Genomic DNA, 15,378 nt, shown 5'->3' on the forward strand with positions numbered 1-15,378 from the left:
AGAAACTAAATGAATTTCAAGGATACATGTTTTAAAAACTTGTATTAATTCAAGGTTTGTTTCACTGTTCAGTTATCAATCTTCGCTTTGTTGTTGCCCTCAGCAGCAACTCGTTTATATTATCACGATGCTGTGTTTTTGTCAACAACTTTTTTATTTATTTTTCTTGATTTTCTTTGAAAAATCAAGGGCTGTGACTCTTTCGAATCAGCTTGTAAATAGTATCATCTGCATTGATTTTTGTCAAGCACTTTTTACTATTTTTTATCGCTGTTTCAGCGAAGCTTTTCGCTCACGCGACAGCTTGTTTATAATATCAAACAGCCCTTTGGGTGTCAACAACTTTTTGCAAACTTTTACAAGATTTTTTTCAAAGCTTCAACATCCTCTTTTGTAGTGCCCCAACTAGTTGCAATTCTAATAACTGTATGCTCTTCATCATACTTTTCCCAGAAGTCATAAACCACATTTTCTTTAATTTGTTCTAGTTTGGCATTATCCATAACAACAAAAATCTGGTTAGTAGGATTTTCCATATATAATGTATATCCCTTAGCCTTCAAATCTTCTCTGATAGAATCAGCCCACTTAACACCATTTCTGCCCATAGACATATACAAATCATCAGTAAACAATTCAGCAAACTGAATGCCCAGTAATCTTCCTTTTGCAAGAAGGGCTCCATGCTGTTTGATCTGAGTAATCATATGTTTAGGAGTATTGTTCTTTGTAAATACTACCGCCTCACCAAAGAGAGCGCCTACTTTAGTACCTCCAATGTAAAATACATCACAAAGCTTAGCCATATCCGCCATAGTTATATCGTCAGCTGCTGCGAGTCCGTAGGCTAGACGTGCTCCATCTATGAAAAGAGGTATTTCATATTCATTACATATAGAATAAATTGCCTCTATCTCCTCCTTGGAATACAGTGTTCCATATTCAGTAGGATAAGATATATAAACCATACCCGGATTAACCATATGCTCACAGCTTCCATCTGCATAATGGTCTGCCAGCATTTGATTTAATTCATCTGCGTGAATCTTTCCTGCATGCCCTGGTAAAGTTATTACCTTATGTCCGCTATATTCGATTGCCCCCGCCTCATGAACAGCAACATGCCCTGTTGCGGCCGCTACTACTCCATCGAAGTTCTGTAGCATAGAATCAATAACTGTTTGATTCGTTTGTGTGCCACCAACTAAGAAATAAATATCAGCATCAGGACAATTAATGTACTCTCTTATTTTTGCTTTCGCAGAATCACAATATGGATCTTCTCCATAACCCGAAGTAGAAAGCATATTTGTTTCCTCAAGAGCTTTTAAAATGTTAGGATGACACCCCTGGGCATAATCACATTGAAAGTAAAGCATAACATTCCTCCTTTATACATCTAGCTAACACTAATATATAAATGAATACAATAAAAAAGGCAACCACTTTCGTGATTGCCTTATCCAGCGCAGAGGGTGGGATTCGAACCCACGCGCCCTTGCGGACAAACGGTTTTCAAGACCGCCTCGTTATGACCACTTCGATACCTCTGCATGCATCTCTCGAGCACGTTATGTATAATATCATCCTATAAGATGGATGTCAACAAAAAATCGTAAGTTTTTTTGAAAATCCTTGAATTCAGAAAATTGTGACAACACCGCATTTTATCGTACTTTTCTGTATGTTTTTAATGGCGGTTTCTAAGTATCGCTTCTCCGAAGGTTGCGTCCTCTGGAGTAGTGACTTTTATGTTCATATATGAGCCCTGAATCATGTGGACATCATGGTCAGTTGCCATCTCTACTATCATGGCATCATCTGTGATTGATGTGTCTGCATTAGGCATAATTTTATCGTATGCCCCTCTGATAAGATTGTATTCAAAGCACTGTGGTGTCTGAACTGTCCATACAGTGCTTCTATCTGGCGTGTCTAATACTTTTCTATGTGTGTCTGTAATCTTGATTGTATCTTTTGTAGGCATACCTACAACGCATGATTCATATAGAGCAACAGCCGACATACAGCGGTGGATTATATCCTCTGTAACAAAAGCTCTTGCACAATCATGTATCAAAACATAACCATCATTAATTGCCTGGAGACCCGCGTATACTGAGTCGTATCGTTCCTCTCCACCTTCAACAATAGCAATGCACTTATCTATATGATATCTTTCGATTATTTCTTTACGGCACTTTTCAACGTCTCCTGGTGCCACTACAAGTACAATTTGAGTAACCTTGCTTTCCTGGAATGTACGAAGACAATGAGACATAAGCGGAGCCCCACCTATATTCATATACTGCTTAGGAACTTCCTGTTCCATTCTTTTACCACTACCTGCTGCAAGTACAATCGCTGTAAATTTATTCATTGTTATCTTTCTCCCAGTTTAAGATTTGGAATAGCATTCAAATCCCAGCTATCCCTTCTGCCCGCTAAATACTCATAGTATCCAGCAGCGCCAATCATTGCCGCATTATCTGTACAAAGGATTGGTGATGGATGATAGAATTCTACACCCTTACTTTTGCACATTTCTTCCATAGCTGCTCTAAGAGTTTGATTAGATGCTACACCTCCAGCTATAGCGAACTTATCCATACCGAACTCATCGATAGCCATAGCTGCATGCTCGCATAAAGTATCTATAACTGTCTGTTGGAAGGATGCTGCAATATCCTTATCGTTTACTTCCTCGCCCTTCATTTGGGCACCATTTATATAGTTTAATACCTGTGACTTAAGTCCACTAAATGAAAAATCATACACTCCATCAGATACCTTTGGACGTGTAAATGTAATTGCATGAGGATTTCCTTCATGGGCAGCCTTTTCGATTTTAGGACCACCTGGGTATCCTAGCCCGATAGCACGCGCCACCTTATCAAAAGCCTCTCCAGCTGCATCATCCCTGGTACGTCCAAGGATTTCGTATTTACCATAATCCTCTACTCGAACAAGATGAGTATGGCCACCAGACACTACTAAGCACAAAAATGGTGGCTTAAGTTCCTTATTTTCGATGTAGTTGGCGCTAATATGGCCCTCAATATGATGAACACCAATTAAAGGCTTGCCTGTAGCAAATGCTATTGCTTTCGCCTCTGCAACGCCAACAAGTAACGCACCAACTAAGCCTGGACCATATGTGACAGCAATTGCGTCCATATCTTCCAAGCCCATATCAGCTTCTTCTAATGCCTGCTCAATTACCTGATTAATTCTTTCTATGTGTTTGCGGGATGCAATCTCAGGAACTACCCCTCCATAGAGTGTATGAAGTGGTATCTGAGTAGATATGATATTACTTCTAACGTCTCTTCCGTTTACAACAACCGCAGCCGCTGTTTCATCGCAAGAGCTTTCTATTGCAAGAATTTTTATTTCTTTAGTATCCATTTATTTCGTCCTCTGTGGACAGCCTCCATGTAAGAATCTTCCAATTACCATTTGAATCTTTTCTCAGGCAGAAATCCTCGTATGTACGAGTATATGAACTTCCTTCACGTACAAAATAGTACGCTGAAACAAAAGCACACTCATAACCATTTATCTTTTTATACTGAACTTCACCCGACTCACTAACAGAGCTCGATACGATAACTCTTTGACGATTATGATAATCCTCTATTTCAAGATTTAACGATGCAACATAAGTGTCTTTAGGATTATATTGTAATAGTTCGTCATCCATAAGCTTTCTAGCCTGATCAGCCATCTGCTCAAGCTCATCCTGAGTAAAGTCTTCTGCATAGTAGGCTGTAATTATTCTATTGTACCATTTAACCACTGCACGAGGTGTAGCAGGGTAATTCTTATCAAAATCCTTTGAAATAATTGCCTGTACCTCTGACAGCTCAACACTATCATCTGCGGAAACAGAATCATTGCGGCGTGACAAATAAGCATAGTATCCCACTACAAGAGAAACCATACAGATTACCGCTATTCCTATTCGCAGTACCTTTTTCATCCTACTCCTCCGAAAAATCAAGTTCTATAAACTTGCCGTCTTCTCCCAATTGTGCCTGTGGAAATATATCACAGACAGCTTTCATATATCTTTTATGTCCGGTCATGGATGGGGAAAAATGTGTAAGCCAAAGCTCAGATACATGAGCATCCTTTGCAACCTTTGCTGCTTCATAGAATGTCATGTGTTTATTCTGACGAGCTTTTGCAAGCTTTTCTTCCTCTGCGTACATTCCTTCGCAGATAAGCAAGTCCGAGCCCTCGGCTGCTTCTACCAGTGATTGTGTAGGCCTTGTGTCAGTACAATATGTGACTCTCAAGCCCTTTCTAGCCTCGCCCATAACCATTTCAGGGGTGAATGTTTTTCCTTCGAATTCTACTGTTTGCCCCTTTTGTAATGGGTTCCACAGCTGAACCGGCAAGCCTAATGCTTTTGCGCCTTCTACGTCAAATCTGCCTTTTCTAGGTATATCTATCGTATATCCATAGCATAGCACATTATGATTAACTTTGAACGCGTGAATATGATAACCCATTATCTCGAAACGTTCATCAGGCTCTGTAATTTCATGAAAATGTATTTCAAATGGAAGCTCAGGTGCGATAACCCTAAGTGAATTAACCACCCTTTCAAGCCCCTTGGGACCAACAATTGTAATAGGCTCAGTCCTATCAGAATTGCCCATGGATAACAAAAATCCAGGCAAACCACTGACATGATCTGCATGATAGTGAGTAAGACAGATAATTGAAATAGGATTTGGTGAAAAGCCTGCCTCCCTGAGAGCTACCTGTGTTCCCTCACCGCAATCTATAAGTAACCCCTCGCCGTTAAATCTCATAAGACAAGAAGTTAACCATCTATTAGGAAGCGGCATCATGCCAGCCGTCCCCAACAAACAAACATCTAACATTTATAAATCCTCTATAACCCTTATTACAAGCTCTTTGACATACAAATAGCATCTTCTATTGGGTTTGAATAAAAGTATTTGCGCTTTCCAATTTCTTCAAAATCAAAGCGTTGGTAAAGATTTCGTGCAGGTGTATTTGAAACACGAACCTCTAAGAATATTGTTTCAACATTTCTTTTCCTAGCTTCTGATATGGTGTATTCTAACAATCCTTTTCCAAGGCCTTTTCCCTGATGCTTTGTATCTATTACTATGTCTGGGAGTTCAGCCTCTGGCGCTGTTATGTATAAAACAGAAAAGCCACAGATTACATCATTCTCTGTGACAACCATAATCAATGAATAATCAGAATCAAACGCCTCCTGAAAAGATTTCATAGACCATGGTGTAGGCATAACCGCCTCTTCTATTTGAAAAATAGCCTGCAAATCTGCTGATGTTGCATGTCTATATTCAAAGGCCATTAAGCTTTCCCTTCCTTTTCCATGCGTTCTCTCTCTGCCTGTGACAATCTGAGATAATCAGGTCTGTGATCGGCCGCTGGCTCGCATTCACCATTTTGATAGTATATCTGGCCTAAAGTTGCAACTGATGCTGCATGCTGTCTGTTCAGATGAGCAGGTGCAAATCTGAATGGAACCTTTATGAGATTTGGTATTTCCTCCTTGAATACAGGAACTCCATCTCCTATAAATGTAACCGGCATCTGTAATTCGTTTATCTTTTCTGCTATTACATGGAAATCTACTGCACACTGACTGTGAAGTGTATTGAACTGTCCATCCTGATCAAAAGAGTAAAGGCCTGTGTATACCTGGCCTCTTCTAGCATCCATGATTGGACAAATAACTCCTGACTGACCCCAAAGATTGAAAGCCAAAGCATCAACTGTAGGCACGGAAACTATTGGGCATCCCAAAGCCAAGCCTAATCCCTTTGCAGTTGCTGATGCAATTCGAAGACCGGTAAAAGAACCTGGTCCTGCTGCCACTGCAATGGCATCGATAGTGTTTAAATCTAACTCAATCATCTTGCCAAGCTCATCAAGCATTGGAAGAAGAGTCTGAGAATGAGTCTTTTTGTACCCCGTAGTGTACTCACCAATTAAATTATCATCCTCTACAACGGCAACTGAAGCAACAAGCCCAGAACCGTCAATTCCTAATATCTTCATACTATATTTGCTCTATCGTAATTTTGCGATAGTCGAATCCTTTTTCTAAATTTTTCTCTATTGTGACCTGGGTGTAATGCTCAGGTAAAATGTCGGTGATAAGATTAGCCCACTCAATAAGAGAGACGCCATCTCCATAGATGTAATCCTCGTATCCGATTTCATCCATTTCTTCGATATCGCCTATACGATATACGTCAAAATGATAAAACGGCAAGCGTCCTGTGTCGTAGACCTGCACAATAGTGAATGTAGGACTACAGATTGCTTCGTCTATTTCAAGACCATCTGCAAAGCCCTGGGTGAAGACCGTCTTACCAACGCCCAAATCACCGATTAAGGTGAATACCTGACCAGGACTAGCTTCGCTAGCAAGCTTACGTCCAAGCTTTTCTGTTTCTTCTGGTGAATTTGTTTCTATTACTTCAATCATTTTATTTGAATCTTATAATCCTCTACGTGAGTTTTGATGTATGCAACAGCATCTTCATATTGGTTTGCTATATCTTCCTTTGGGATGATATAAGCATTGATCCTGTTGCTATAAATAAGGAGATAATCCTTCCAAGTGGCTATCTTGTAAATATATTCCCATGGAAGCTCCGAATCCTCATCTGCTACTGGCGAGCTGACAACTATGCCTGTGTCAGTAAAACGGTATGTAAGAGGATGCATAAATACTTCCTGGCCCATCTGTGCCTTAGCTCTCATTTTGAGAGTCATTGGAATGTATAGTAAAAAAACTATTGCCACAAGCGGATATGCCACTCTGTATATTGGTGATAAAACTGAAAAACGCAGTATCCAAACTGCAACTAAAAGCACAAAAAGAACAATTGAAAAAATCCCCTGTGTGCTGGTGTATGCGTGATGGATATTGTAGCGATATAAATCCTCTTCTTTGATTTTTACGCTAAATGTAATTTCCTGTCCCATAATCCCAAAATCTCCCTATTTTTTGATATTTTACCATACTTTTGCGCAAAAAAATAGAGCAAGCCGAAACCCCTAACGACTCGCTCTAACCCATTTCTCCTAAAAAGCAAACTGACTGTTACTTTCTCTAACTAAAGTAGAGTATAGGAGTATTAGTTATAATTGTCAATATAATATAGCTTCTATTGATACATTTTGTACAATTACTACAATTTGGCATAATCATTTATGTATATGATTACCCCTTGCAAAACGATTTGTTACTTATCTTTCTTTCCAAGCTTCATTGTAAGACTGATTCTGCCCTTCTTTTCATCCACTGAAAGCACTTCGACATCAACAATATCGCCTACAGATACAACTTCCAAAGGATGCTTGATATATTTATCTGTCATCTGAGAAATATGAACAAGGCCATCCTGATGCACTCCGATATCAATAAATGCACCAAAATCAATTACGTTTCGAACTGTACCTTTAAGCTGCATTCCTGGCTTTAGGTCTTTCATCTCCAGGACATCGCTCTTGAGGATTGGTTTTGGCATATCTTCACGAGGATCACGTCCTGGCTTTTCAAGCTCCTTGATGATATCCTCCAAAGTCATCTCTCCAATGCCAAGTTCTGTGGATAACTCTTTGATATTATTAATGCTCTTGTGAATATCTTTAAGAGTGCCTGCTGCAATATCCTTTGTATCGAAACCAAGCTTTTCAAGAAGAGCCTTTGCTGCATCATAGCTTTCTGGATGAACTGCTGTAGCATCAAGAGGATTCTTTCCTCCAATAATACGCATGAAACCTGCGCACTGCTCAAATGCTTTTGGTCCAAGCTTTGGAACCTTTTTAAGCTCTGCTCTGGAATTGAATCTTCCATTTTCTTCACGATATACAACAATGTTCTTTGCAAGTGTTTTGTTGATACCTGAAACATACTCCAGCAATGATGCTGACGCAGTGTTTAAATCTACACCAACTGCGTTAACGCAAGTCTCTACAACGCCAGCAAGTGTCTCATCAAGCTTCTTCTGGTTCATATCGTGCTGATACTGACCTACGCCTACTGATTTAGGGTCGATTTTTACAAGCTCTGCCAATGGATCCTGAAGGCGACGAGCCATAGATGTTGCAGAACGCTGTCCAACATCAAAGTTAGGGAACTCCTCTGTTGCAAGCTTACTTGCAGAATAAACTGATGCACCAGCTTCATTTACAATGATGTACTCAACCTTTTCTGGAATCTCTTTAAGCATATCTACTATTATTTGCTCTGATTCACGGCTAGCAGTACCATTTCCAAGAGAAATAAGTGAAACATTGTATTTTTTGATAAGTGCTTTTATTACTTTCTTTGTCTCTTCTACTTTGTTCTGAGGGGCTGTTGGATATACAACTGTTGTATCCAAAACCTTTCCTGTTGCATCGACTACAGCAATTTTACAACCAGTTCTAAACGCAGGGTCCCAGCCAAGGACATTGCGACCTGCAATTGGAGGCTGCATAAGAAGCTGTGTAAGGTTCTTGCCGAATACCTTGATAGCTCCATCTTCTGCAACTTCTGTAAGGTTATTTCTGATTTCATTTTCAATAGAAGGCGCAATAAGTCTTGTGTATGCATCTTCTATAGTTGCTTTCAAAGCTTCATTCGTATTTACGTTATCTTTGCTGATTACCTTCTTTGAAAGGTAATTAATTATATCTTCTACAGGAGCCTCGATAGAGACCTTGAGAATCTTTTCTTTTTCACCACGGTTTAAAGCAAGAATACGGTGACCTGGAAGCTTTGCAATTGCTTCATCATAATCATAATAGTTTTCGTATACCGATTCTGCTTCAGCGTCCTTCGCCTTAGAGATAATTCGACCGTTTTTGAAAGTCTTCTCTCTAATCCATGTACGATAATCTGCATCATCTGAAATGCTTTCTGCAATAATATCACAAGCTCCAGCTATTGCATCTTCTACAGTCTCAACACCTTTTTCCTCATTGAGGAAAGCCTTAGCTTCTTCCTCAAGAGATTTGTTTGTCATCTGAAGAATGATGATATTAGCAAGTGGCTCTAATCCTTTTTCTTTGGCGATAGTAGCTCTTGTACGGCGCTTTGGTCTGTATGGTCTATACAAATCATCAACAGCAACCTGTGTTGTTGCTTCAAGAATAGCTTTCTTTAACTCTTCTGTCAGAAGTCCCTGCTCTTCAATCGATGCTAAACAAGTGGCTTTCTTTTCTTCCAAATTACGTAAATACGTTAATCTTTCTGAAAGTGTACGAAGCTGTTCGTCATTAAGACCTCCTGTAGCTTCCTTACGATATCGAGAAATAAAAGGGACTGTATTTCCTTCGTCCAATAATTTAATTGCTGCATCTACCTGAGCTGGTCTAACCTGAAGCTCTGATGCTATCTGTTTAGTAATATCCATGTTGTAACTCCTGTTTTATTATTTTGCCTTCTTTGGAAATAGAAAAGCGTTTACCTTTGCTGAAAGTTTTATTACAAGCTCTGCTCCGCCCCAACTTAAAAGAAGCATCATAATAAAGGCAACAAACAAATCCTTGCTTGTATATCCTTGAACATCTCTTGTTGAGAAGAACAGTCCAATCAATGCATGATGTACCAAAATAACACACCAGCTAATCTTTGAAATATAAGCAACTGCTGCATACATTCTACCATCTTCTTTGAGAGTGACATCGCGAAGACCAATGATCATGGCAATTGACCATATCGCAAATGCGATTTCTCCCGCTTCAGCTGAAAGCATGAATAACGCAGACTCAGGCGCAAAGCCCTGCACTAAATAATGTCCCCAAATGAGAACTGTTATTACAAGACAAACCCACTTAGTCCATGTAGGGATTTGCTTGGTTCCTATTGTTTCATGCATGAGCATTCCAATGTAGAAATAAACTAAAACAAAAAGAGGGTTCATCAGTACATTTATTTGGAATGGATTATAAACAAAAAGCATTACATTGCTAATAATCAAAAGAACTGCAAGGGTGATGAATTTTGCTTTTTTAAGAAGCCAAGCTAGCAGTGGATACACAGCATAACATATAACAATACAAGACATAAACCACTCACCAATAAGGTAGAAGTTGGCCTCAACCTGGAACATCATTCCATCAATACCTAATATGGTATAAATGAATTTCCATGGCTGTACAAATGAAGCTGTGATTCCATTATTTACAAAGAAATACAGGCATGTCATCAGTGTGTATGCTACATAAAAAGGAATGTATAATCCCTTAAAGCGTTTAAGATAATACTGTTTAAGTGAAATGGTATCCTCCTTGTTATACATAAGGGCATAGCCCGAGATTATAAACAAGAAAAGACTGGCTGGTCTGGCCATAACATTAAAGAAATAGTTAATGCCAGGCATTAAAGAATCAGTACCATTTCCTCTATAGATATAGTCCACTGTAAAGTGATAGCAGAATATAAAAATTACTCCAATGACTCTAAGAATATCAAGTCCTATGATTCGCTTTTTCATAAAACACTCCTAACTTAAATTATCTAGTTTAGTATATGCAATGTGGATATAAAAAAGCAAGTGGATAAACCACTTGCTTTCTCTTTATAAGCATGAGCCGGATTATACTGCCTCAACATTTCTAGTTGCCACAACATCCACGCCTGTGCCACATACATTTTTAACTACTACATCGCCAATGTGAACAGGAGCCTTCATAACGGCTGCATCAATTTCCTTCATTACATCGTTGATTTTATCCTTTGGAATATTACTAGCTGTTTTAACTGAAACTCTTGGCTTATCTCCTCCAAGAATAACAGCTGTAGATGTAACTGTTCTCTCAGGATGTGTCACTTCGTTTCTTGCATATTTATCACCGATGCCGCAAGTGTTGCCTGTCACTGAGACAACCTCACCTTCATTCAATTCTACTGTAATCTGGCATCCCATTGGGCAGCCAATACATGTTAACTCTCTCTTTTCCATTTTCTGCCCCTCCTTACTCTGCTTCTATCTTAACTGTAATTTTCTTTAAACCTGGCTTTTCTTCTAGCTTAGATTTAAGCAAGATAACCTGTTCCATCTCTCCAGGAGCCATAATACGTTTTTTATTATGCATCACGCGCTCATCATCAAAATATACGCTTACATATGAATCCTTATATACAGCGCCCACTCTGAATCTTACAGTAAGTTTATCATCCATTCTTCCAAGGTCGATTGTTGAAGGAACAGTATAGCGAGCACCTTCTGTAGCCAAGATTTCAATTTCTTCTCCACCGTTATCAGCAAGCTCACCCTTGATGAATTTAGCTGCATTCTGTCCTGCTCTATCAGCTTCTTCCGAAACATAGTCAACAAGATCATGAACGTGAAGTACGTTACCGCAAGCAAATACACCTGGTATGTTAGTCTCAAGTGACTCATTTACGATAGGGCCACTTGTAATTGGACTCATCTCCACTCCTGCATTTCTTGAAAGTTCGTTTTCTGGAATAAGACCGCATGAAAGAAGAAGAGTATCGCATGTATATCTTTCTTCTGTACCAGGAATTGGCTTTCCATGATTATCCACCTGAGCAATTGTAACCGCTTCAAGATGTTCTTTGCCTTCAATATCTACTACTGTATGACTAAGCTTAAGAGGAATACCAAAGTCATCAAGACACTGAACGATATTTCTCTTTAATCCACCTGAGTAAGGCATAAGCTCTGCAACCACTTTAACCTTTGCACCTTCAAGTGTCATACGGCGAGCCATGATAAGTCCAATATCACCAGAGCCTAAAATAACTACCTCACGTCCTGGCATATATCCTTCAATATTTACAAGACGCTGAGCTGTACCTGCAGAGAATATTCCAGCTGGTCTGTAACCTGGAATATTTAAAGCTCCTCTAGGGCGTTCACGACATCCCATTGCAAGAATAACTGCACCAGCCTTAATCTGATACATACCATCTTCTCTGCTCATAGCTGTTACCACTCTATCTTCAGAGATATCCATTACCATAGTGTTCAGCTTATATTCAATTTTTGCATCAAGTACCTTTTCGATGAATCTGTATGCATACTCTGGGCCTGTAAGCTCCTCTTTAAATGTGTGGAGTCCAAAACCATTGTGGATACACTGATTTAAGATTCCTCCTAATTCCTTATCTCTCTCAAGGATAAGAATTTTATCTACACCTGCGTTTCTAGCAGCTACTGCTGCTGCAAGTCCTGCTGGGCCTCCGCCAACGATAACAATATCATAATTAAGCATTACTGATTGCCTCCCTTCTGGTTCTTTGTACGATGTGTAACAATCTTTGATTGTCCACCACTCTTTGTAATCTCCTCATAAGGAAGACCTAACTCTCTATGGATAATTTCCATAACCTTTGGTGAGCAGAAGCCTGCCTGGCATCTTCCCATTCCTGCTCTTGTTCTACGCTTTACACCATCGAGTGTGCGAGCACCAAGAGGTCTGTGAATTGCATCTAAAATCTCGCCCTCTGAAATAGATTCGCAACGGCAGATGATATTTCCATAAGCTGGATTTTTCTTAATTAATTCATTTCTTTCTTCAAGTGAAAGATTTTCTGGATTCAAAACATCTTTACGTGTGCCAATCCAATTTTCTTTCTCAGTAAGATTCATTGCCTCTTTAAGAAGATTTGCTACCATCTCTCCAATTGCTGGACTAGCTGAAAGGCCAGGAGACTCAATTCCTGCACAATCAACAAATCCCTTAGCATCTTCTACTTCTCCAATGATAAATTCATGTCCATCTTCATGGGCTCTGAGTCCTGCGAAGGAAGTAATAACTTTTCTCATAGGAAGATTCTTTACATGGTCGTTGGCCTTTGCAATAAGGTCTCCGATTCCTTCTCCCGTTGTATTTACTCCTTCTTTGTTTTCAATATCAATTGCTGTTGGTCCAACTAACAAATTGCCATGTACTGTTGGTGTAACAAGAACGCCCTTACCAAGGTCTGTTGGCTGAGGGAAAATTGTATGTGTTACATGAGTTCCTGCTTCTTTATCAAGCAAGCAGTAATCACCTCTTCTTGGTGTGATATGTATTTTATTTGCACTAACCATGTTGTGGAACTTATCAGCATATACGCCAGCTGCATTTACAACATACTTTGCAATGTACTCGCCATTGTTTGTGCGAAGATGCCACATGCCATCTTCACCTTTTTTGATATCTTCAACTTCAGTGTTAAATCTGAATTCTACGCCATTAACATTTGCATTTTCTGCCATAGCAATATTGAGCTTAAATGGGCAAACGATTCCACCTGTTGGAGCATATAAAGCGCCTTCAACGTTGTCTGAAAGATTTGGTTCCATTTCAAGTGCTTCTTCTCTGCTTAAAATTCTAAGACCCTTTACACCATTTTTTACACCTCTATCGTAAAGGTCTTGAAGCCCTGGTAATGCCTCCTTGTGAATGCAAACTACCATAGAACCATTTCTCTTAAATGGAACATCCAAATCCTTGCAGATTTCGTCCATCATCTCATTGCCTCGAACATTTAACTTGGCCATCAATGATCCCTCTGCTGCATCAAATCCAGCATGAACAATAGCTGAATTTGCTTTTGTTGTCCCCTCACAAACATCACTGCATTTGTCCAAGACACATACATTTGCATTGTATCTTGATAACTCTCTTGCAATAGAGCTTCCTGAAACGCCAGCTCCTATGATTACTACATCATACATATTATCTACTCCTTCTTTCTAATCCTTCACTAAGATTTGTCATATAAAAAAGAGTTGGCAAAGAGACGCATCGTAAATGCGTTTCTATACCAACTCCAATCTCACGGTATCATATTATTTAATTAATCAGTCTTTAGCCCAACCTCTTGTGGCTGCAACTGCCTTTGCCCATCCTTTAAGAGCTTCCTTACGCTTTTCGTCTGTCATCTCTGGCTTGAACTCGCGGCAGATGCCCCAGTTCTTGATGACGTCTTCTTTGCTGTCCCAATAGCCAACAGCAAGACCGGCTAAGTAAGCAGCTCCCATAGCTGTTGTTTCAACACAGCAAGGACGAACTACGTTTGTATTTATTATATCAGACTGGAACTGCATCAGGAAGTTGTTGTTTGATGCACCACCGTCAACCTTTAATGAGTTGAGGTGCTTTCCTGAATCAAGCTCCATAGCGTGTAAAACATCATATGTTTGATATGCAAGTGATTCAAGTGTAGCTCTGATGATATGGTATTTGTTAACACCACGTGTAAGGCCTGTGATTGCACCTCTTGCATATGGATCCCAATATGGAGCGCCAAGACCTGTGAAGGCTGGAACTACATAACATCCGTTAGTATCATTTACTCTAGTTGCAAAGTATTCTGAATCAGGTGATGAATCTACAATCTTAAGCTCATCACGAAGCCACTGAATAGCAGCGCCTGCAACATATACTGAACCCTCAAGAGCATAAGTGATTTTGCCATCAAGACCCCAGGCAATTGTAGTAAGCAAATCATTCTTTGAGAAGATTGGCTTATCACCTGTGTTCATTAACATAAAGCAACCTGTGCCGTATGTGTTTTTTGCATCTCCCTCATTGAAGCATGTCTGTCCAAACAATGCAGCCTGCTGGTCGCCTGCAGCACCGGCAATTCGGATTGGACCACCAAAGAATTCTGGATCAGTCTCTCCGTAAATGCAACTTGAAGGCTTTACCTCTGGAAGCATGCTCATTGGAATATCAAGTATCTGGCAAAGCTCCTCATCCCACTCAAGAGTGTTGATGTTGAACAAAAGTGTTCTGGATGCATTTGAATAATCCGTAACATGAACCTTGCCTTTGGTAAGCTTGTATATCAACCAGGAATCCACTGTTCCAAAGCAAAGCTCGCCTCTTTCAGCTCTTTCACGTGCTCCATCTACGTTATCAAGAATCCATCTTAATTTAGTTCCTGAGAAATATGGATCAAACTTTAATCCTGTTTTTGACTGGAACTTTTCAACGATTCCTGGAATTTTGCCTTTCATTTGCTCTGCAAAATCCGATGTTCTACGGCACTGCCAAACTATCGCATGATATATTGGCTGGCCTGTAGCTCTATCCCAAACAATAACTGTTTCTCTTTGATTTGTAATACCGATTGCAGCAATATCATCTGCTGTTGCACCGATGCTTCTGACTGCTTCACGAGCTACTGAAAGCTGTGTCTGCCAGATTTCGTTTGCATCATGCTCTACCCAACCAGGCTGTGGAAAGAACTGTGTGAATTCTTTATTGACCGCTGCACACATCTCTCCTTTTTCATTAAACAGAATACATCTGTTGCTTGTTGTTCCGGCATCTAATGCCATTACATATTTACCCATTATTACTCCACTACTCCTTCTATCATTTGGTAGAAATACCTGGTACTGC

Annotated in this window: 15 protein-coding genes and 1 tRNA gene; all 16 read right to left on the reverse strand. The window is 39.7% G+C overall.

The window, feature by feature from the left end; translation table 11 throughout:
- Nucleotides 1–356: 356 nt before the first annotated feature.
- Nucleotides 357–1,379 (reverse strand): threonine aldolase family protein, encoded by a 1,023-nt coding sequence (locus T375_RS11185; protein WP_044938535.1) that lies wholly within the window; start codon nucleotides 1,377–1,379, stop codon nucleotides 357–359.
- An 88-nt stretch (nucleotides 1,380–1,467) separates the two neighbouring features.
- Nucleotides 1,468–1,553 (reverse strand) — tRNA-Ser (locus T375_RS11190).
- Between the two features lie 137 nt (nucleotides 1,554–1,690).
- Nucleotides 1,691–2,380, reverse strand: coding sequence for a 2-C-methyl-D-erythritol 4-phosphate cytidylyltransferase (ispD, locus tag T375_RS11195; protein WP_044938538.1), 690 nt, complete (start codon nucleotides 2,378–2,380; stop codon nucleotides 1,691–1,693).
- Between the two features lie 2 nt (nucleotides 2,381–2,382).
- Nucleotides 2,383–3,408, reverse strand: coding sequence for a tRNA (adenosine(37)-N6)-threonylcarbamoyltransferase complex transferase subunit TsaD (gene tsaD, locus T375_RS11200; RefSeq protein WP_044938540.1), 1,026 nt, complete (start codon nucleotides 3,406–3,408; stop codon nucleotides 2,383–2,385).
- Nucleotides 3,398–3,982: a DUF6715 family protein gene (locus T375_RS11205; RefSeq protein WP_044938542.1), complete on the reverse strand. Its 585-nt coding sequence runs from the start codon at nucleotides 3,980–3,982 to the stop codon at nucleotides 3,398–3,400. Before T375_RS11205 ends, tsaD begins: the two co-directional genes overlap by 11 nt.
- A 1-nt stretch (nucleotide 3,983) precedes the next feature.
- Complete coding sequence (locus T375_RS11210) at nucleotides 3,984–4,895, reverse strand: ribonuclease Z (RefSeq protein WP_044938544.1); 912 nt, start codon at nucleotides 4,893–4,895, stop codon at nucleotides 3,984–3,986.
- 23 nt (nucleotides 4,896–4,918) lie between these two features.
- Nucleotides 4,919–5,359 (reverse strand): ribosomal protein S18-alanine N-acetyltransferase, encoded by a 441-nt coding sequence (gene rimI / locus T375_RS11215; protein WP_044938548.1) that lies wholly within the window; start codon nucleotides 5,357–5,359, stop codon nucleotides 4,919–4,921.
- Nucleotides 5,359–6,069, reverse strand: coding sequence for a tRNA (adenosine(37)-N6)-threonylcarbamoyltransferase complex dimerization subunit type 1 TsaB (gene tsaB, locus T375_RS11220; RefSeq protein WP_044938550.1), 711 nt, complete (start codon nucleotides 6,067–6,069; stop codon nucleotides 5,359–5,361). The genes rimI and tsaB overlap by 1 nt, the downstream gene beginning before the upstream one ends.
- Before the next feature lies 1 nt (nucleotide 6,070).
- Nucleotides 6,071–6,502 (reverse strand): tRNA (adenosine(37)-N6)-threonylcarbamoyltransferase complex ATPase subunit type 1 TsaE, encoded by a 432-nt coding sequence (tsaE, locus tag T375_RS11225; protein ID WP_033153220.1) that lies wholly within the window; start codon nucleotides 6,500–6,502, stop codon nucleotides 6,071–6,073.
- On the reverse strand, nucleotides 6,499–7,005 hold the full coding sequence (locus tag T375_RS11230) for a YcxB family protein (protein WP_044938555.1): 507 nt from the start codon (nucleotides 7,003–7,005) through the stop codon (nucleotides 6,499–6,501). Before T375_RS11230 ends, tsaE begins: the two co-directional genes overlap by 4 nt.
- A 260-nt stretch (nucleotides 7,006–7,265) precedes the next feature.
- Nucleotides 7,266–9,422, reverse strand: a complete 2,157-nt coding sequence (locus T375_RS11235) for a Tex family protein (protein WP_044938558.1) — start codon at nucleotides 9,420–9,422, stop codon at nucleotides 7,266–7,268.
- 18 nt (nucleotides 9,423–9,440) lie between these two features.
- The gene (locus T375_RS11240) at nucleotides 9,441–10,505 is read right to left on the reverse strand and encodes an acyltransferase family protein (protein WP_044938561.1); all 1,065 of its coding nucleotides are present in this window, start codon (nucleotides 10,503–10,505) and stop codon (nucleotides 9,441–9,443) included.
- Between the two features lie 102 nt (nucleotides 10,506–10,607).
- A complete protein-coding gene (locus tag T375_RS11245) occupies nucleotides 10,608–10,973 on the reverse strand; it encodes a DUF1667 domain-containing protein (protein WP_044938564.1) in 366 nt (121 codons plus the stop codon).
- Nucleotides 10,974–10,986: 13 nt separating this feature from the next.
- The gene (locus T375_RS11250) at nucleotides 10,987–12,252 is read right to left on the reverse strand and encodes an NAD(P)/FAD-dependent oxidoreductase (RefSeq protein WP_044938566.1); all 1,266 of its coding nucleotides are present in this window, start codon (nucleotides 12,250–12,252) and stop codon (nucleotides 10,987–10,989) included.
- Nucleotides 12,252–13,703 (reverse strand): NAD(P)/FAD-dependent oxidoreductase, encoded by a 1,452-nt coding sequence (locus T375_RS11255; RefSeq protein ID WP_044938568.1) that lies wholly within the window; start codon nucleotides 13,701–13,703, stop codon nucleotides 12,252–12,254. The genes T375_RS11250 and T375_RS11255 overlap by 1 nt, the downstream gene beginning before the upstream one ends.
- Nucleotides 13,704–13,829: 126 nt before the next feature.
- Nucleotides 13,830–15,329, reverse strand: coding sequence for a glycerol kinase GlpK (gene glpK, locus T375_RS11260; protein ID WP_044938571.1), 1,500 nt, complete (start codon nucleotides 15,327–15,329; stop codon nucleotides 13,830–13,832).
- Nucleotides 15,330–15,378 lie beyond the last annotated feature (49 nt).

It is taken from the genome of Pseudobutyrivibrio sp. LB2011 (genome assembly GCF_000701765.1).
GTDB classification, from domain to species: Bacteria; Bacillota; Clostridia; order Lachnospirales; family Lachnospiraceae; genus Pseudobutyrivibrio; species Pseudobutyrivibrio ruminis.